The sequence below is a fragment of the Gordonia neofelifaecis NRRL B-59395 genome (genome assembly GCF_000192435.1).
Classification (GTDB): Bacteria; Actinomycetota; Actinomycetes; order Mycobacteriales; family Mycobacteriaceae; genus Gordonia; species Gordonia neofelifaecis.
This window is the reverse complement of sequence record NZ_AEUD01000018.1, coordinates 54,642-72,834: the sequence shown is the minus strand read 5'-3', so window position 1 is coordinate 72,834 and position 18,193 is coordinate 54,642. Positions and strand designations below refer to the sequence as shown.

Below are 18,193 nucleotides of genomic sequence, written 5' to 3'. Positions count from 1 at the left end.
CACCCGAGCTCAGGGTGTGATGTCGCAACGAGGCTGTGATCACGGTGGAGGCGAGGCTTTGCCGGCGCGTGGAACTCTGAAATCGGAGGTGGTTTCGACGGCTGGTTCGCATCTGCGTAGAACGACGAATAGATTAGAGGGTTATGAGCAGCACTGGTGGCGGTCGGAATTCGGCGGGTAGACGCAATGGGCGTCGTCGGCCGGCAGACGGTCAGGATTCTTCGGGCCCGCGTATCTCCGACGATGTGTCGGCGTCCGATCTCGACCCCGACGTCCGGCGTGACTTGCAGGCGCTCGACAAGCCGACCGCGGATCGCGTCGCCAGGCATCTGGTAATGGCCTCCGCGCTTCTCGAGGAGGATCCCGAACAGGCGCTCGAGCATGCGAGGGCCGCACGCGCGCGTGCCGCCCGGATCGCCGTGGTGCGCGAGACGGCGGGCATCGTTGCCTATTCGGTCGGTGAATGGCAGGAGGCGATCTCGGAACTGCGCGCTGCTCGACGCATGAGCGGCAGCGACGCGCTCCTGCCGTTGATCGCAGACAGCGAGCGAGGTCTGGGGCAGCCAGAGCGTGCGGTGGAGATCGCCGACAGCGCAGACGCCCAAGCCCTCAGCGGCGAGGCGGCGCTCGAAATGGCGATGGTGAAAGCCGGCGCCCAGATGGATCTCGACGAGCCCGAAGCCGCTGTGAGGACGCTGGCCGCATTCGATCTGAACCCCGGGCGCGTGGGCACCGACGCCGCGCGCCTGTTCTTCGCCTACGCATCCGCGCTCGACGCGGCGGGTCGTCGGAGCGACGCGGTGACCTGGTTCCAGAACGCGGCGGCAGCCGACGTGGAGGACCAGACCGACGCGGAGTTCCGGTTGATGGAGCTGCTCGACAACGGCGCGGAGGCGACGATCGAGCCCGACTCGCTTCCGGACAGCGCTGACACAGCGCTGCGTGACATGTACGACGTCCTCCTGCTCGACCTCGACGGCACCCTGTACACGGGTGCCGAGGTTCTGCCCGGCGCGGTGGAAGCGGTGGCTGCGACGGACGGTACTGCATTGTTCGTCACGAACAACGCGAGCCGTTCGCCTGACGAAGTGCGCGACCATCTGGTTTCGATGGGTTTCGCCGCGGAGGCGGATCAAGTCGTCACCAGTGCACAGGCCGGCGCCGAACTGCTGGCGGGCATCGTGGAGCCCGGCGCGGCGGTGCTTGTCGTCGGTTCGGACGCGTTGCGTGCTGAGGTGCGCGCTCGCGGTCTGGGCGTCGTGGCGTCCGCGGACGAGGCTCCGGCAGCCGTCATCCAGGGGCATTCGCCCGACACCGGCTGGGCCCAGCTCTCCGAGGCCGCATTGGCGATTCGCAGCGGTGCTGTGTGGGTGGCGACGAACGTGGACTCCACGCTGCCCACCGAACGAGGCCTGATGGTCGGAAACGGGTCGATGGTGGCTGCGGTCGCTTCCGCCACGCAACGGTCGCCGATCGTCGCGGGCAAGCCCGCGGCGCCGATCATGCGTGGCGCGCTGGCCCGCGCAGAGGCACGACGACCGCTGATGGTCGGCGACCGGCTCGACACGGACATCGAAGGCGCGAACGAGGTCGGGATCGACAGTCTGCTGGTTCTCGGCGGCGTCACGAGCGGTCCGGAACTGTTGGCTGCCGAGCCTGCCCTTCGTCCGACTTACGTGGCGGACGGTCTGAACGCGTTGACGTCACCGCGCTCGGCGTCGACCTTCGGCCCCCGCCCGGAGTGGAGCGTCGAGGTGAACGCCCAGCACGTCTCGGTGGCGAGTCGTGCCGAGGGAACGCCCGCGAGCCTTGCCGCGGCGCTCGCGCACGCGGTGTGGACCGCCGACGTCGGGGGATTCGATCTTCGGATCGCCGCACAGGACGACGTCGCCGAACGAACGTTGGCCGCGCTCGGACTGAAGGCGTTGCGTTAGCCTGGTGGAGTCATGAGCACGCCGAACACACCGCGTCCCGGACCGTCGCCGGCGTCGGCCGCGGCCGACGCCGCCGCACGCAACGCCGAACCGGGGGATCCGTCGGAGCATCCTGCGCTCGGCGCGGCCGCGAGGCTGCTCGAAGAGGCGGCGATGGTACGCGAGGCGGCCGACGACGAATTGGATCTGGGAGCGCTCGCCCGGCAGGCCGAGCTGCTGACGAAGGCCCACGATCAGCTCGCTGCGGCGTTGGAAGACGCCGGTCGTGGCTGAGTCCGTTCGGGTACCTCACCGCTCTCGGTTTCGGCATTCACAGAAAGGTCGATGATGGCTGCACGTGCACGGCTCGATGCGGAACTCGTGCGGCGTGGTCTCGCCCGATCGCGCGAACAAGCTCGTGAGCTCATCGAAGCGGGGAGCGTGAAAGTCAACGGAACGCCCGCGACCAAGGCCTCGACCAACGTCGCCAAGGACACGCCTCTGGTCGTGGCCGAGGCCGACTCCGACGACTGGGCGTCCCGGGGTGCGCACAAACTCCTCGGCGCGCTGGAGGCATTCGAGCCGGCGGGCGTCTCGGTGGACGGCAAGCGCTGTCTCGACGCCGGTGCCTCGACCGGTGGCTTCACCGACGTGCTGCTTCGGCGAGGCGCGGTCGAGGTGGAGGCCGTCGACGTCGGATACGGACAGCTCGTCTGGAAGCTGCAGACCGACGACCGCGTTCACGTGCACGACCGGACCAACGTCCGCCACCTCACCCCCGAGATCATCGGCGGTCAGGTCGACCTGATCGTCGGGGACCTCTCGTTCATCTCGTTGAAGCTGGTGCTGCCCGCGCTCGCGGCCTGTCTGCGGCCGGGCGGTGACGCATTGCCGATGGTGAAGCCCCAGTTCGAAGTCGGTAAGAAGCGGGTCGGCGCCGGCGGTGTGGTGCGGGACCCGGTCCTGCGTGCCGACGCCGTCGAAGACGTCGCGGCGGTGGCGGCCTCGCTGGGCCTGGTGACCCGCGCCGCGGTGGCGAGCCCGCTGCCGGGACCGTCGGGGAACGTCGAGTTCTTCCTGTGGCTGCACAAGCCCTCCGACGGTGGAGATCCGGCGCCCGAGGTCCTGAGCGCGCGCATGTCGGAGTCCGGCGATACCGTTGATTCAGCGCGGGCACACTGGCCGGAACCGGCCGAGGGTGTGCGAGTTCGTGCGCTGATCGACCGGGCCGTCGCCGACGGGCCACAGTAGGAAGGGGCGGTGGTGACAGCTTCCGGCACATCATCCGAGAACACGCGGACCTTCCTCGTCGTCGCGCACACCGGCCACGACGAGGTGACCGACACCCTGCTGACCATCGCACGACGCTGCGGTGAGGCAGGAATCGCGGTACGGGTCGTCGATCACGACACCCGACGACCCGCTCCACCGGCCGCGCAGGCCCACCCGGTAGATCCGCAGTCGATGCGTGACGCCGGTGCCGATGTCGAAGTCGCGCCCGCCGGTTCGGTGTCCGCTCAGGGCTGCGAGCTCGTGCTCGTCCTCGGTGGGGACGGAACGTTTCTTCGGGCCGCCGAACTGGCCTATCCGGCAGGTGTGCCGATCATGGGAATCAACCTCGGCCACATCGGCTTCCTCGCGGAGGCCGAAGCACACCGGATCGACGAGGTCCTCGATCGGCTGATCGGCGGGGAGTACCGCGTCGTCGACCGCATGGTCCTCGACGTGGCGATCATCGATCCCGGCGACGACCGTCCGCGCGCCCGCGACTGGGTTCTGAACGAGGTCGTCATCCAGAACACCACGCACAACGGTGTGCTGGAACTCGTCACCGAGGTCGACGGGCGACCGGTCGCGGCCTACGGTGCGGACGGCCTGCTGATCGCCTCGCCGACCGGATCGACCGCGTACGCGTTCTCGGCGGGCGGACCGGTGATGTGGCCGGACCTGGAGGCGATCCTGGTGGTGCCGAGCAATGCCCACGCGCTCTTCGCGCGACCGATGGTGACCAGCCCGCGGTCGCGGGTCGCCGTCGAGGTCCATCGCGAGGGCCGCGACGGTGTCGCCCTGTGCGACGGCCGCCGCATCTACGACGTCCCGGCGGGGTCGCGCGTGGAAGTGGTCCGCGCGCAGCGCTCGCTGCGGTGGGTGCGCATCGATTCCGAACCCTTCGCCGACCGTCTCGTCACCAAGTTCTCGCTGCCGGTCACCGGCTGGCGAGGAAGGAGCTGAACCCCAGGTGCTGGAAGAACTGTCCATCCGCAGCCTCGGTGTACTCGAATCCGCGAGTGCGCAGTTCCATCCGGGGTTCACCGTCCTCACCGGTGAGACCGGCGCCGGTAAGACCATGATCGTCACGAGTCTGCGACTGCTGTCCGGTGGGCGAGCCGACGCCGGTCGAGTGCGGACCGGCGACGCGAAAGCGATCGTCGAAGGTCGGTTCCGGCTGCCGGCGGACCGAACGGTCGTGAGTGAGCTTCTGGAGGACACCGGCGCCGACGTCGATGACGACGACACGCTCATCGCGGCACGCACGGTCAACGCGGACGGCCGGTCGCGAGCACACCTCGGCGGTCGATCGGTTCCGGTCGGCACGCTCGCTCAACTGACCGGCGAACTGCTCGCCATCCACGGCCAGAATGATCAGCTGCGACTCATCCGACCGGATCAGCAGCGTGGCGCGCTCGATCGCTATGCGGGGTCGTCGGTCTCCACGACCCTGACGAAGTACCGGTCTGCCCGATCGGCCTGGATCGACCTGCTCGACGAACTCGACCGGCGCCGCGCCAATTCGCGGGAGCTGGCACAGGAGGCGGACCGGCTGAAGTTCGGCATCGACGAGATCGACGCCGTCGCCCCGGAGCCCGGCGAGGACGCGGAGCTGATCGCGACGATCCGCCGGATGACCGACCTGGAGGAGATCCGGACGACCGCCGCCCAGGCGCAGGAGATCGTCGCAGGAGCAGAAGGCGCTTCCGTCGTCGACGGGCTCGGAACCGTGCGGTCGCTCCTCGAGTCCGCGGCCGATGAGGCACTGCGGGAGTTGCAGCCGCGCGTTGCCGAGGCGCTGACCGTCGTCACCGATCTCGGCGCGGAACTGACGGCGTACCTGGGTGGACTGCCGGAAGACGCGGGCGACCTCGATTCGCTCCTGAATCGACAAGCCGAGTTGAAGTCGCTGACGCGCAAGTATGCGGCGGACATCGACGGAGTGCTGGCGTGGCGTGACGAGGCACGGTCCCGACTCGACGAGATCGAAGACCCCGAAGGCGCGATCGAGGAGTTGGAGGCGAAGGCGGCGATCGCTCGCGACACGGTCTCGGAGCTCGCAACGAAGCTGCACGGTCAGCGAGTTCGCTCGGCGAAGAGCCTGGGAACCAAGGTGTCCGCGGAGCTGACCGGCCTCGCGATGGGCGGCAGCGCCCTGGCCGTGTCGGTCTCACTCCTGCCCGCCGACGATGCGCGCCTCGCGATCGACGTCGACGGTGCGTCGGCTCACGCGGGCGGCGACGGAGCCGACCGCGTCGAGTTCGGGCTCATCGCGCACAAGGGCGCCGCACCGTTGCCGATCGCCAAGTCGGCGTCCGGCGGCGAGCTCTCTCGCGTGATGCTCGCCTTGGAAGTGGTTCTGGCCGAGCCGGATTCTGGCGGAGTCATGGTGTTCGACGAGGTGGACGCGGGAGTCGGCGGAGCTGCCGCGGTGCAGATCGGCGCCCGGCTGGCCCGGTTGGCGCGCCGTCACCAGGTGATCGTCGTGACGCACCTCCCTCAGGTCGCCGCGTTCGCCGACAACCATCTGGTGATCGGAAAGTCCGGCGGCGGGAGCAAGGGCAGGCAGACGTCCACCCTGACCACGCTCGACCGTGACGACCGGATCGCGGAGTTGGCGCGAATGCTCGCCGGCCTCGGGGACTCCGAGACCGGGAAGGCGCATGCGGAGGAACTCCTCGCGACCGCCGAACAGGCACGCGACGAAGACTGACGGTCCGCGCAGCGGACGCCGTTTCCCGTGTTTCTGATGTGACGAAAGTTGAAGATGGTACGGCGCGCCTCCATGTGACTGATGTGTCGGAAGGTCACTATGGGACGCATGAGGATGCCAGCCTTGCTCTCGCGGAACACCGAAACCCTCCCCGGACTCACCGGCATCGCCCGGATCGACAAGGACGTCAAGCGTCTGGTCAACCGGGTCGATCACGGCTCGATCGTGATCCTGGATCAGGTCGACTTGGACCGGGTCACCGCCGACTCCCTCGTGGAAGCCGAAGTGGCGGCGGTGGTGAACGTCTCGGAGTCGATCACCGGCCGGTATCCGAACCTCGGCCCGGAAGTGCTTGCCGCATCGGGCATTCCGTTGATCGACAATGTCGGCAGCGAGGTCTTCTCCCGAGTCAAGGACGGCACGCGAGTGCGTCTGAACGAGGGCAAGCTCTACATCGGCGATCGCGTGGTCGCGCGCGGTGAGGAGCTGGGGGAGCGCGAGATCGCCGCCATGATGCTCGACGCCAAGACAGGTCTGGTCGATCACCTCGAGGCGTTCTCGGGCAACACCATCGAGTTCATCAGAAGCGAGTCGCCGCTGCTGATCGACGGCGTCGGTGTGCCCAAGGTGAATGTGAAGTTCGACCGCAGGCATGTCGTGATCGTCGCCGACGGTTCGGACCGCGCACTCGACCTGAAATCGCTGAAGCCGTTCATCAAGGAGTATCAGCCGATCCTCGTCGGCGTCGGCGCCGGTGCAGACACACTGCTCAAGGCGGGCTACCGTCCGTCGCTGATCGTCGGGGATCCGGACGATATGAAGACCGAGACGCTGAAATCGGGTGCCGAAGTGGTCCTGCCCGCGGATCCGGACGGCCACGCGCCGGGTCTGGAGCGGATCCAAGACCTCGGGATCGGAGCCACGACCTTCCCGGCCGCCGGGTCGGCGGCCGATCTCGCGTTGCTGCTCGCCGACTTCCACGGAGCCGACCTGATCGTGACCGCGGGCTTCAGCGGCTCGCTCAACGACTTCTTCGACCGTTCGATGCGCGATCAGATCCCGTCCCGCTTCCTGACCCGACTGAAGGTCGGCGCGAAGCTGGTCGACGCCAAGGCCGTCGCGACGCTGTACCGCAGCCGGGTCAGCGGCACCATGATCGCGATGCTGGTGATCGCCGCGTTGCTGGCGATCGTCGCGGCCGTCGTGATCACCCAGGGTGGCGGCGCGGCCGCCAGTGACTGGGTCGTGGACCAGTGGCACGCGCTGACCGATTGGGTCAGCGGCGTGTGGAACACCAAATGATCTCACTGCGTCAGCACGCCGTCTCGCTGATCGCCGTTTTCCTGGCCCTGACCCTGGGGTTGTTCCTGGGGTCGGGGTTCATCGGTGACCGGATGAATGCGCTCACCGGGACCGACCGTGACAAGCTCGGCAAGCTGCAGGACGAGCGGGACGCGCTCGACAAAGAGGTCGGATACGACTCGGCGTTCATCAAGGCGATCGGGCCGCAGCTGACCAAAGGCGTCCTGAACAAGCGGAGTGTGCTGATCGTGACCGCCCCCGACGCGGCGGACGCGGACGTCGAATCGCTCAAGGGTCTGGTCAACGACGCGGGCGGCACGGTGTCGGGACAGCTGGCGCTGAGCACCGCACTGGTGCGCGACGAGCAGGCGTCGAAGCTGCGGACAGTGGTCGATCAGTCCATTCCGGCAGGTGCGCAGCTGCGTGTGGAGTACACCGACTCCGGTTCGCGGCTGGGAGATCTGATGGGGGTGACAGTGCTCTCCCGTCCGGGCCAGTCCCCGGCATCCGACAACGACCGCTCGACGGCGCTGCAGACACTGCGGGAGGGCGGCTTCCTGGAGTTCGCAGACGGCGCGGTGAAGCCTGCGGACCTGGTTCTGGTGGTCACCGGCGGCGAGATGGCGTCCGATTCGGGTGCTCAGGGTCAGTTCATCGGACGATTCGCCGCGGCGATGGCCGCGCGCGGCTCGGGCGGCGTGCTGGCCGGCCGGACGGGGTCGGCCGAGGGCGGCTCGCCGATCGGCGTCGTCCGATCGGACCCCTCGTTGAACAACGCGGTGAGCACCGTCGACAACGTCGATCAGCAGACCGGGCAGCTGACCACCGTCCTCGCACTCGGCGACGAGACAGACGGTCGTACCGGCGCGTACGGCACGGGTCCGGGTGCGACGGCGATCACGGTCGGTGCCGTTCCGGCGAAGTGACCACGTTCGTAGATCGGCACGACACACCGAACAACGGTGGAGTTCGCTGCTCATAGCGGCAATCGAGAGCAATGCTGTTAGGCTGAAGTCCCGTAGGTATTCATGGTTTCGCTTCAGATTTGAACCGCCCGACGGGAGAAAAATTGCGATCATTGCGTGATCAGCGCGCCGGAGCAAAGCACATCTTCGTGACCGGCGGTGTCGCCTCGTCACTCGGCAAAGGGCTGACGGCGTCCAGCCTCGGCCAGCTCCTGACAGCCCGCGGCATGCGGGTGACGATGCAGAAGGTCGATCCGTACCTCAACGTCGACCCCGGCACCATGAATCCGTTCCAGCACGGAGAGGTGTTCGTCACCGAGGACGGTGCGGAGACGGACCTGGACATCGGACACTACGAGCGTTTTCTGGATCGCAACCTCTCCGGATCGGCGAACGTCACGACCGGTCAGGTGTACTCGACCGTCATCGCCAAGGAGCGCCGCGGCGAGTACCTGGGCGACACGGTCCAGGTGATCCCGCACATCACCGACGAGCTGAAGTCGCGGATGATGGCGATGCACGATCCCGATGCGAACGGTGAGCAGCCGGACGTTGTGATCACGGAGATCGGTGGAACGGTCGGCGACATCGAGTCGCAGCCGTTCATCGAGGCGGCTCGTCAGATCCGTCACGACCTCGGTCGCGAGAACGTCTTCTTCCTCCATGTGTCGCTGGTCCCGTACCTCGCACCGTCGGGCGAACTGAAGACCAAGCCGACCCAGCACTCGGTGGCTGCGCTGCGCAGCATCGGCATTCAGCCCGACGCGTTGATCCTGCGGTGCGATCGCCCGGTGCCGGAGGGCCTCAAGAAGAAGATCGCCCTGATGTGCGACGTCGACATCGACGGCTGCATCTCGACACCCGACGCACCGTCGATCTACGACATCCCGAAGGTCCTGCACTCCGAACAGCTCGACGCGTACGTGGTCCGGCAGCTCGGCCTCCCGTTCCGGGACGTCGACTGGACGGTGTGGGGTGACCTCCTCGACCGGGTGCACGCGCCGCGTGAAACCGTTCGGGTCGCGCTGGTCGGCAAGTACATCGACCTGCCGGATGCGTACCTGTCCGTCACCGAGGCCATCCGCGCGGGCGGGTTCGCTCACCGGACGCGCACGGAGATCTCCTGGGTGCCGTCGGACGACTGTGAGACCCCCGAGGGTGCGCACGCCGCGCTGCGGGACGTCGACGCCGTGCTGATCCCCGGCGGTTTCGGCATTCGCGGCATCGAAGGCAAGTTGGGCGCGATCAAATACTCCCGCGAGAACGGCATTCCCCTGCTCGGTCTGTGCCTGGGACTGCAGTGCGTGGTCATCGAAGCCGCTCGGCACGCGGGGCTCGCAGACGCCAGTTCCACCGAGTTCGATCCGGACACCCAGTCGCCGGTCATCGCCACGATGGCCGACCAGGAGGCCGCGGTGGCGGGCGACGCCGACCTCGGCGGGACGATGCGACTGGGTGCCTACCCGGCGACGCTGATCCCCGGTTCGCAGGTGGCTCGCGCCTACGGGACGACGGACGTCAGCGAACGACACCGCCATCGTTTCGAGGTCAACAACGCCTACCGTGACAAGATCGCCGAGGCAGGCCTGGTGTTCTCGGGGACATCCCCGGACGGGAAGCTGGTCGAGTTCGTCGAGTACCCCAAGGACGTGCATCCGTTCCTGGTCGCGACGCAGGCGCATCCGGAGCTCAAGAGTCGCCCGACTCGCCCGCACCCGCTGTTCAAGTCGTTCATCGAGGCCGCGCTCAAGTACAAGACGGCGGTGCGGCTGCCCGTGGAGCTCGACGGCTACGACGCGACCGACGTCGAAGAGGGCCTCGAGGTCGTGGCAGACGGGGAATGACGCACTCCGATGACGGGCAGAGCCGATGACTGAGCCGGGGTCGCACGAGTTCGTCACCCGGTCGTCTCGCCTCGCGTACGACGGCGCGATTCTGGCTCTGCGCGTCGACGAGGTGGAGATGCCCGGTGGCCGGACGGCCCGCCGCGAAGTGGTGGAGCATCACGGCGCGGTGGCCGTCGTCGCGCGCGACGACGACGGCCGAATCGCGATGGTGCGCCAGTATCGGCACCCGGTCGGGCGGAGGCTTCTGGAGCTGCCCGCCGGTCTGCTCGACGGCGGGCCCGCGGAGGATCCGCTGACCGCGGCACAGCGTGAGCTCGCCGAGGAGGCGGATCTCGCCGCCGAGCGATGGCAGGTACTCGTCGACCTCGTGGTGTCGCCGGGCTTCACCGATGAGGCGCTGCGCGTGTACCTCGCCGAGGGATTGAGTCGCCTACCGGCTGCGGAGCGCGAACACGAGGAGGCCGATCTCGTCGTGGAATGGGTGAGCCTGCCCGATGCGGTGCGGATGACCCTGGCCGGCGAGATCGTCAATGCGACCGCTGCGGCCGGTGTGCTGGCCGTGGCCGCCGCCGATGCGACCGGGACCGCCTTGCGATCGACGGATTCGGCGTGGCGGGACGAACCGACCGCGTTCGCCGCACGACGGTAGCGGAGGTCGCGGATGGCAGGCACCGTCGACGACGCGATCGCCCGATATCTGGACCACCTGACGGTGGAACGCGGGTCAGCCACCAACACGGTCGCCTCGTACCGGCGGGATCTGCTGCGCTACAACACCTTTCTCGCGGGCCGAGGCGTCACGACGATGTCCGAGGTGACGGAGGACGACGTCCGGGCCTTCCTGGTGGCGCTGCGCCGCGGCGATCCCGAGCGCGGTGTTCCGGGTCTCGCAGACTCGTCCGTGGCGAGGACACTGGTGGCTGCTCGCGGTTTCCACAAGTTCTGCGCGGCCGAAGGCCTGACCGCCACCGACGTGGCGCACTCGGTGCGTCCGCCCAAGCCGCCGCGACGGCTGCCGAAATCGTTACCGATCGACGACGTGCTCGCGATTCTCGACGCCGCCGGGGCGGTCGACGGACCGCGAGGGTTGCGCGACCGTGCCCTCGTCGAACTGCTGTACAGCTGCGGAGCGCGGATCTCGGAGGTCACGTCGCTCGACCTCGACGATCTGGATCTCGAGCATCGGGCGGTCGTGCTGCGCGGCAAGGGCGGCAAGGAGCGGATCGTTCCGGTCGGGGGACCGGCGATCGAGGCTGTCGACGCGTACCTGGTTCGGGGTCGTCCAGCCCTGGTGAAGAAGTCGACTCCGGCGTTGTTCCTCAACATCCGCGGCGGCAGGCTGTCACGCCAGAGCGCGTGGCAGGTGCTCGTCGATGCGGCGGAGCGGGCCGGCGTGGACAAGGAGGTGTCACCGCACACCCTGCGCCACAGCTTCGCGACGCATCTGCTCGACGGCGGCGCGGACGTCCGCGTGGTCCAGGAGCTCCTCGGTCACTCGTCGGTGACGACGACGCAGGTGTACACCCTCGTGACGGTGAACACGATGCGCGAGGTGTACGCGACGTCGCATCCGCGTGCGCGGTAGCCGCCGAACCTGCTCGGCGACCGGTGTCAATCCGATTGGCGGGGGAGGGATCTCGGCGCGTCGAGCAACGTGGGAAGTGGCCAGGTCTCAAGGGCAGGTTGAGGACTCGGCCGACACGCCGACGCGCCCGATATCGCCTGCGACGTCGGCCTATTGCCGCGCCGGGGGATCGGTCCGCCGGGTTGCGATCGGCTTGCCGCGGCTGCTCACCCCGACACACTAGGATCGAGACGACCGAATTCCGCAGCGTGCACAACCGGGGAGGAGCATCAAAAAGGTGAGTGCATCCAACCCCCGCGACAAGGCTCAGCAGGGTCAACTCGACGTGCCGGCTGACAAGCTCGGCCCTACCGGCCGTCCGTTTCGCGACGTGCCCGATCCGGTGCCGCTGGACAAGCACGGTCCCGCCGTGATCGTCGCCGTCTGCAATCAGAAGGGCGGCGTCGGCAAGACGACGTCGACGATCAACCTCGGTGCCGCGCTGGCGGAGTGCGGTCGTCGGGTCCTCCTCGTCGACCTCGACCCCCAGGGCGCCCTCTCGGCCGGGCTCGGGGTACCGCATCACGAACTCGAAGAGACCGTCCACAACCTTCTCGTGCCGCCGTATGCGGCCACCGACGATGTGCTGATGCGGACCCGAGTCGACGGACTCGACCTCCTGCCGTCGAACATCGACCTGTCGGCCGCGGAGATACAGCTGGTGACCGAGGTCGGTCGCGAACAGGCGCTGGCCCGCGCGCTCCACCCGGTCGCCGACCGCTACGACTACATCCTCATCGACTGTCAGCCGTCCCTCGGGCTCCTGACTGTCAACGCTCTGGCCTGCGCGGACAACGTCGTCATTCCGATGGAGTGCGAATACTTCAGCCTTCGCGGTCTGGCCTTGCTCACCGACACCATCGACAAGGTGCACGACCGGCTGAATCCGAGGCTGGAGCTCGGCGGCATCGTGGTCACCATGTTCGACCAGCGCACGCTCCATTCGCGCGAGGTGATGTCCCGGGTGGTCGAGGTGTTCGGCGATGCCGTCTACGACACCGTCATCAACCGGACGGTCCGGTTCCCGGAGACATCCGTCGCCGGCGAACCGATCACCTCATGGGCGCCGAAGTCGTCCGGTGCCAAGGCGTACCGGGATCTGGCGCGAGAGTTCATCGCCCGCAACGAGAATCGGGCGTGACGAAGATCGATCAGACACCTCCGCCGGTCGCAGTCGCACCGGTGGACGGATCTGAGAGCGGCGATGATGACGCGGGCAGTGAACGATCCGGCGTCTTCGAAGTCAAGCTCACCAACTTCACCGGCCCCTTCGATCTGCTGCTGAACCTGATCAGCCAGCACCGACTCGACGTCACCGAGGTCGCACTGCACGTGGTGACCGACGACTTCATCGCCTACACCAAGACGCTCGGACCGGAGTCCGATTTGGAGCAGACCACCGAGTTCCTGGTGATCGCCGCGACGCTGCTCGACCTCAAGGCCGCACGACTGCTGCCGTCGGGTGAGGTCGAGGACCCCGAGGATCTCGCTCTCCTGGAGGCGCGTGATCTGCTGTTCGCCAGGCTGCTGCAGTATCGCGCCTACAAGCAGGTCGCGGTGCTGTTCGGTGAGCTGGAAGCGGCGGCGCTGCAACGTTATCCGCGAGCGGTGTCGTTGGAGACCCGATACGAGGATCTGCTGCCGGAAGTCGATCTCGGGGTGACCGCGCAGCGGTTCGCCGAGATCGCGGCCGCCGCCTTCGTACCGAAACCGAAGCCGACCGTCGGGCTCGACCATCTGCACGGATCCAAGGTCTCGGTCCCGGAGCAGGCCAAACGCCTCACCGAACTGCTCACCGCGGCCAGAGGCGAGTGGCTCACATTCGGACAGTTGGTGGCCGAGTGCGCGAACGGACTGGAAGTGGTCGCGAGGTTCCTCGGACTGCTCGAGCTGTATCGCGAACGCGCGGTGCTGTTCGAACAGCCGGAGGCCCTCGGCGAGCTGAAGGTCAGCTGGACCGGCGATCGCGACGCGGGGGAGATCGACATCGAGAAGTCGGAGGACTACGGATGACGGACGAGCAGGAGCTGCCCGAGCCGGAAGTCGACGAGGGGGAGCATCTCGAGGACGATGAGCTCCGCGCCGCGCTCGAGGCGGTGCTGCTGGTGGTGGACACGCCGGCGACCGTCGAGGAGCTCGCGCAGGCGGTGGGTCAGGAACGCAGGCGCGTACGGCAGATGCTGCGCCGGATGAGCGCGGACCTGACCGAGGCCGGCAGCGGCATCGACCTGCGGTTCGCCGGCGACGGCTGGCGTTTCTACACGCGAGCCGACTACGCGCCCTATGTCGAGAAGCTGTTGCTCGACGGGACGCGCAGCAAGCTGACCCGGGCGGCTCTGGAGACCTTGGCGGTGGTGGCGTATCGGCAGCCCGTCACGCGGGCGCGGGTGAGCGCGATCCGTGGCGTCAACGTCGACGGCGTGGTCCGAACCCTGTTGGCGCGCGGCCTGATCAGCGACGCGGGGACCGACGAGTCGACCAACGGCACGCTGTACGTCACCACCGAGCTGTTCCTCGAACGGCTCGGGCTGGCGTCGCTGAGTGACCTGCCCGACATCGCGCCGCTGTTGCCCGGCGTCGACGTCATCGACGACCTCGGTGAGGAACTGCTCGACGATCCTCGATTCGCCAAACTGGGCGGTAGCCAGGCACAATCGAATGTTGACGTCTCGGCGCAGGCGCTCGCCGAAGCCGACGAGGACTAGCCGCGCGCGATCGGGACGCTACCGAAAATCAATACAGTTGAAGGACACTTCATGGCATCCGCTAGCCGAGACGGCACACCGGGAAAGCGACGAGACAACGGCCGCGACGACAATCGCAGGGGCCGCTCGTCCGACAAACAGAATCCGCGCGGCAAGTCCTCGGGCGGCAAGGCCGCCGGTAAGAGCGCAGGCGGCAAGAGCGTCGCGGGCAAGAAGGGCGCACCCGCCGGAAAGCGCGGCGCGGGCGCCAAGCGGGGCGCCCCGGGCCAGCATCCCTCCAGTCGCAAGCCGCACCGCAAGGGCAGCTCGCGAGTCGACGTCGAGTCGGGCAAGATCCGCCTCAACAATTCGAAGCCGGCCCGCCATCAGGTGGCCGAGGTCGAGGGCGACGGCGCCACCTACATCTCCGACGGCATGCGCCTGCAGAAGGTGCTCGCGGCCGCGGGCGTCGCCTCGCGACGCGGTGCCGAGGAACTCATCGCCGCCGGTCGCGTCGAGGTCGACGGCGAAGTGGTGGTCGAGCAGGGACTGCGCATCGACCCCGACACCGCGATCATCAAGGTCGACGGTGCGCGCGTGGTGATCGACGAGTCCAAACAGTACCTCGCGCTCAACAAGCCCAAAGGCTGGCATTCGACCATGAGCGACGACCAGGGCCGTCCGTGCATCGGCGACATCATCGCCGAGCGCGTCATGGCCGGTCAGCGGCTCTTCCACGTCGGTCGTCTCGACGCCGACACCGAGGGCCTGCTCCTGCTCACCAACGACGGCGAGCTGGCTCACCGGCTCATGCATCCGTCGTACGAGGTGCCCAAGACCTATCTCGCCACCGTGCGCGGCGAGGTGAACCGCGGGCTGGGACGCGAACTCCGTCAGGGCGTCGAGTTGGAGGACGGCCCCGTCGCGGTGGACTCGTTCGCACTGCTCGAGGTCAACCAGGGCAAGTCGCTGGTGCGCCTGACCCTGCACGAGGGGCGCAAGCGCGTCGTCCGCCGCCTGCTCGCCGAGGTCGGTTTCCCCGTCGTCGGCCTGGTGCGCACCGACATCGGCCCGGTGACGCTCGGCAAGCAGCGTCCTGGCAGCCTTCGTGTGCTCGACAACAAGGAGATCGGCGCGCTGTACAAGGCGGTGGGAATGTGACCGGCGGGACCGAATCGCTGAAGGTCGTCGCGATCGACGGCCCCGCAGGCACCGGGAAGTCGACGGTCGCCGGGCGTCTCGCGACGCGGATCGGCGCGCACATGCTCGATACCGGTGCGATGTACCGCGCCGCCACTCTGGCCGTGCTCCGCGCAGGAATCGCGCCCGACGGTGACGAGGTCGGCGGCATCGTCGACGACGCCGACATCCGGTTGGCCGTCGGCGACGGCGACGGCGAGGTGCTCCTGAACGGTGAGGACGTCTCCCGAGAGATCCGCACCGACGAGGTGACCGCCGCGGTGTCCGCGGTGTCGGCCAACGCACAGGTCCGGACCAAGCTCGTCGAGCTGCAGCGGGCCCACGCCGACGACGCCTATCTGGTCGTCGAAGGCCGGGACATCGGCACCGTGGTGTTTCCGAACGCGGCGCTCAAGGTGTTCCTCACGGCGACGCCGGAGGCCCGCGCAGAGCGACGCCATCGGCAGAACATCGCGGCCGGACGCGAGAGCATCCTCGCCGAGGTGCTCGACAGCGTGAACCGGCGCGACCATCTGGATTCGACGCGGGCCGTGTCGCCGCTGCGGGCAGCCGACGACGCCGTCCTGGTCGACACCAGCGACATGACCCTTGACCAAGTGATCGACCGGCTCGCCGAGCTGGTCGCCGAGCGGATCGGAGTTCGCCCGTGACCGACGACTTCTCCACTGAATTCGCCGACCCCGGCATCGCGGGCGACGGCACATGGTCGGATGAGGGCGACTGGGACCTGTCCGAGTTCCTCACCGACGAGGCGGCGGGCGAAAGCGCCGTACTGCCGGTCCTCGCGATCGTCGGACGGCCGAACGTCGGCAAGTCGACCCTGGTGAACCGCATCCTCGGCCGTCGTGAAGCGGTGGTCGAAGACGTGCCCGGCGTCACCCGCGACCGCGTGTCGTACAAGGCCGAGTGGACGGGCAAGCAGTTCATGGTCACCGACACCGGCGGCTGGGAGCCCGATGCCAAGGGTATGGGCCTGGCGATCGCCGCACAGGCCGAGTACGCCATGCGTACCGCCGACGCGATCGTCGTCGTGGTGGACGCCACCGTCGGCGCGACGGCGACCGACGAGGCCGTGGCCCGCGTGCTGCGGCGGTCGAAGACGCCGGTGCTGCTCGCGGCCAACAAGGTCGACTCCGAGCGGATGGAAGCTGAGGCCGCGTCGCTGTGGTCGTTGGGGCTGGGGGAGCCGATCACGATCTCGGCCGCGCACGGTCGCGGCACAGGTGACCTGCTCGACAAGATCCTCGATGCCCTGCCCGAGACCCCGCGTGAGCGGTTCGCCGTCGGCGGACCTCGCCGCGTCGCGCTCGTCGGCAAGCCGAACGTCGGCAAGAGCTCGCTGCTGAACAAGCTCGCCGGCGAGGAGCGCGCCGTCGTCGACAACGTCGCGGGCACCACCGTCGACCCGGTCGACGAGATGATCGAACTGGGCGGCAAGCCCTGGCAGTTCGTCGACACCGCGGGTCTGCGCCGGAAGGTGCGCAATGCGACCGGGCACGAGTACTACGCGTCGCTGCGGACCCGGGCGGCCCTGGACTCGGCGGAGGTCGCACTTCTGTTGATCGATGCCAGCCAGACGATCACCGAGCAGGACCTGCGGGTGCTGTCGATGATCATCGACAGCGGCCGCGCGCTCGTCGTCGTGTTCAACAAGTGGGACCTCGTCGACGAGGACCGTCGTCATGAGCTCGACAACGAGATCGACCGCGAGCTCGCCCGGGTGCCGTGGGCCCGTCGGGTCAACATCTCCGCGATGACCGGCCGCAGCGTCCAGAAGCTCGTTCCGGCGCTCGAGGGCGCACTGGAGTCGTGGGACAAGCGGATCTCCACCGGACAGCTCAACACCTGGCTCAAGGAGATCATCGCCGCGACGCCGCCGCCGGTCCGTGGAGGTCGTCAGCCGCGCGTCATGTTCGCCACCCAGGCGGCCACGCGCCCGCCGACATTCGTTCTGTTCACCACGGGCTTCCTGGAGGCCGGCTACCGCCGCTTCCTGGAGCGCAAGCTGCGCGAGACCTTCGGGTTCGACGGCTCGCCGGTGCGCATCAACGTTCGCGTCCGAGACAAGCGCGACCGCAAGAAGTAGCGACATTCCCGCAGTGGCCTGCGTGCGCGATGCGCGCAGGCGCTGTGGGATACTTCCGGCATGCTGATCATCGGACTCATCCTCTGGGGCATGCTCATCGGAGCGGCAGCCCAACTCATCCTCGGAACCGGTCGTAAGGGTCTCAACTGGGGCATGGCACTGGCTTCCGGCCTCATCGGTTCGTTCGTGGGTGGTCTCCTCATCAGCCTGATCGCCGGCGACGGCCTCGAGTTCCGTCCGAGCGGCATCATCGGCTCCATCATCGGTGCGCTGATCGTGTCCGGCATCTGGATCGCGGTCGACCGCAAGCGCGCCGAAAAGTAGCCGTACGCAGGCGATTAGCGCTCTGACCGTCGCGTGAGCTAAGGTAAATTCGCTCCGCACGGCGGGGCAACGGGCTGTGGCGCAGCTTGGTAGCGCACCTGACTGGGGGTCAGGTGGTCGCAGGTTCAAATCCTGTCAGCCCGACCAAGAAAATTGCAGATTGGAGCGGCTTCCCGAGAAACTCGAGAAGCCGCTCTTTTCGTCTCAACCACCTCACTATCCCGCTCCGGCTCGACGTACTCCCGCGCAGCGACCGCCGCACGTTG

The 18,193-nt window shown here is 68.0% G+C and carries 17 protein-coding genes and 1 tRNA gene; all 18 read left to right on the top strand.

Features of this window, described 5'->3' with window-relative positions:
• The first annotated feature begins 143 nt into the window (after positions 1-143).
• A complete protein-coding gene (locus SCNU_RS17345) occupies positions 144-1,934 on the top strand; it encodes an HAD-IIA family hydrolase (RefSeq protein ID WP_083812629.1) in 1,791 nt (596 codons plus the stop codon).
• 12 nt (positions 1,935-1,946) lie between these two features.
• Positions 1,947-2,207, top strand: coding sequence for a hypothetical protein (locus SCNU_RS17340; protein WP_009680712.1), 261 nt, complete (start codon positions 1,947-1,949; stop codon positions 2,205-2,207).
• 54 nt (positions 2,208-2,261) lie between these two features.
• The gene (locus SCNU_RS17335) at positions 2,262-3,164 is read left to right on the top strand and encodes a TlyA family RNA methyltransferase (RefSeq protein ID WP_009680711.1); all 903 of its coding nucleotides are present in this window, start codon (positions 2,262-2,264) and stop codon (positions 3,162-3,164) included.
• 9 nt (positions 3,165-3,173) lie between these two features.
• Complete coding sequence (locus SCNU_RS17330) at positions 3,174-4,145, top strand: NAD kinase (RefSeq protein WP_009680710.1); 972 nt, start codon at positions 3,174-3,176, stop codon at positions 4,143-4,145.
• A 7-nt stretch (positions 4,146-4,152) separates the two neighbouring features.
• Positions 4,153-5,895, top strand: a complete 1,743-nt coding sequence (recN, locus tag SCNU_RS17325) for a DNA repair protein RecN (RefSeq protein ID WP_009680709.1) — start codon at positions 4,153-4,155, stop codon at positions 5,893-5,895.
• 108 nt (positions 5,896-6,003) lie between these two features.
• Complete coding sequence (gene steA / locus SCNU_RS17320) at positions 6,004-7,197, top strand: putative cytokinetic ring protein SteA (protein WP_238526479.1); 1,194 nt, start codon at positions 6,004-6,006, stop codon at positions 7,195-7,197.
• Positions 7,194-8,123, top strand: a complete 930-nt coding sequence (locus tag SCNU_RS17315) for a copper transporter (protein ID WP_009680707.1) — start codon at positions 7,194-7,196, stop codon at positions 8,121-8,123. Before steA ends, SCNU_RS17315 begins: the two co-directional genes overlap by 4 nt.
• Before the next feature lie 143 nt (positions 8,124-8,266).
• Positions 8,267-10,006 (top strand): CTP synthase, encoded by a 1,740-nt coding sequence (locus SCNU_RS17310; RefSeq protein ID WP_040518760.1) that lies wholly within the window; start codon positions 8,267-8,269, stop codon positions 10,004-10,006.
• A 25-nt stretch (positions 10,007-10,031) separates the two neighbouring features.
• Positions 10,032-10,658, top strand: a complete 627-nt coding sequence (locus tag SCNU_RS17305; RefSeq protein ID WP_009680705.1) for an NUDIX domain-containing protein — start codon at positions 10,032-10,034, stop codon at positions 10,656-10,658.
• Between the two features lie 12 nt (positions 10,659-10,670).
• Positions 10,671-11,594 (top strand): site-specific tyrosine recombinase XerD, encoded by a 924-nt coding sequence (gene xerD / locus SCNU_RS17300; protein WP_009680704.1) that lies wholly within the window; start codon positions 10,671-10,673, stop codon positions 11,592-11,594.
• 277 nt (positions 11,595-11,871) lie between these two features.
• Positions 11,872-12,774, top strand: coding sequence for a ParA family protein (locus SCNU_RS17295; protein WP_009680703.1), 903 nt, complete (start codon positions 11,872-11,874; stop codon positions 12,772-12,774).
• Positions 12,771-13,646 carry a segregation and condensation protein A gene (locus SCNU_RS17290; RefSeq protein WP_009680702.1) on the top strand — a complete coding sequence of 292 codons (876 nt, stop codon included), beginning with the start codon at positions 12,771-12,773 and terminating at the stop codon, positions 13,644-13,646. The genes SCNU_RS17295 and SCNU_RS17290 overlap by 4 nt, the downstream gene beginning before the upstream one ends.
• Positions 13,643-14,338 carry an SMC-Scp complex subunit ScpB gene (gene scpB / locus SCNU_RS17285; RefSeq protein WP_009680701.1) on the top strand — a complete coding sequence of 232 codons (696 nt, stop codon included), beginning with the start codon at positions 13,643-13,645 and terminating at the stop codon, positions 14,336-14,338. The genes SCNU_RS17290 and scpB overlap by 4 nt, the downstream gene beginning before the upstream one ends.
• Before the next feature lie 51 nt (positions 14,339-14,389).
• Entirely contained in the window at positions 14,390-15,478 is a 1,089-nt protein-coding gene (locus SCNU_RS17280; protein WP_009680700.1) for a pseudouridine synthase, read from the top strand.
• Entirely contained in the window at positions 15,475-16,167 is a 693-nt protein-coding gene (cmk, locus tag SCNU_RS17275; RefSeq protein ID WP_009680699.1) for a (d)CMP kinase, read from the top strand. The genes SCNU_RS17280 and cmk overlap by 4 nt, the downstream gene beginning before the upstream one ends.
• A complete protein-coding gene (der, locus tag SCNU_RS17270; protein ID WP_009680698.1) occupies positions 16,164-17,603 on the top strand; it encodes a ribosome biogenesis GTPase Der in 1,440 nt (479 codons plus the stop codon). The genes cmk and der overlap by 4 nt, the downstream gene beginning before the upstream one ends.
• 60 nt (positions 17,604-17,663) lie before the next feature.
• Entirely contained in the window at positions 17,664-17,927 is a 264-nt protein-coding gene (locus tag SCNU_RS17265) for a GlsB/YeaQ/YmgE family stress response membrane protein (RefSeq protein WP_009680697.1), read from the top strand.
• Positions 17,928-17,997: 70 nt separating this feature from the next.
• Positions 17,998-18,074 (top strand) — tRNA-Pro (locus SCNU_RS17260).
• The last annotated feature ends 119 nt before the right edge of the window (positions 18,075-18,193 follow it).

What these genes read in the sequence shown, in the direction of transcription:
- SCNU_RS17345 (WP_083812629.1), top strand. Translation starts at nt 144, where the DNA reads ATGAGCAGCACTGGTGGCGGTCGGAATTCGGCGGGTAGACGCAATGGG.
- SCNU_RS17340 (WP_009680712.1), top strand. Translation starts at nt 1,947, where the DNA reads ATGAGCACGCCGAACACACCGCGTCCCGGACCGTCGCCGGCGTCGGCC.
- SCNU_RS17335 (WP_009680711.1), top strand. Translation starts at nt 2,262, where the DNA reads ATGGCTGCACGTGCACGGCTCGATGCGGAACTCGTGCGGCGTGGTCTC.
- steA (WP_238526479.1), top strand. Translation starts at nt 6,004, where the DNA reads ATGAGGATGCCAGCCTTGCTCTCGCGGAACACCGAAACCCTCCCCGGA.
- SCNU_RS17315 (WP_009680707.1), top strand. Translation starts at nt 7,194, where the DNA reads ATGATCTCACTGCGTCAGCACGCCGTCTCGCTGATCGCCGTTTTCCTG.
- SCNU_RS17305 (WP_009680705.1), top strand. Translation starts at nt 10,032, where the DNA reads ATGACTGAGCCGGGGTCGCACGAGTTCGTCACCCGGTCGTCTCGCCTC.
- xerD (WP_009680704.1), top strand. Translation starts at nt 10,671, where the DNA reads ATGGCAGGCACCGTCGACGACGCGATCGCCCGATATCTGGACCACCTG.
- scpB (WP_009680701.1), top strand. Translation starts at nt 13,643, where the DNA reads ATGACGGACGAGCAGGAGCTGCCCGAGCCGGAAGTCGACGAGGGGGAG.
- SCNU_RS17280 (WP_009680700.1), top strand. Translation starts at nt 14,390, where the DNA reads ATGGCATCCGCTAGCCGAGACGGCACACCGGGAAAGCGACGAGACAAC.
- SCNU_RS17265 (WP_009680697.1), top strand. Translation starts at nt 17,664, where the DNA reads ATGCTGATCATCGGACTCATCCTCTGGGGCATGCTCATCGGAGCGGCA.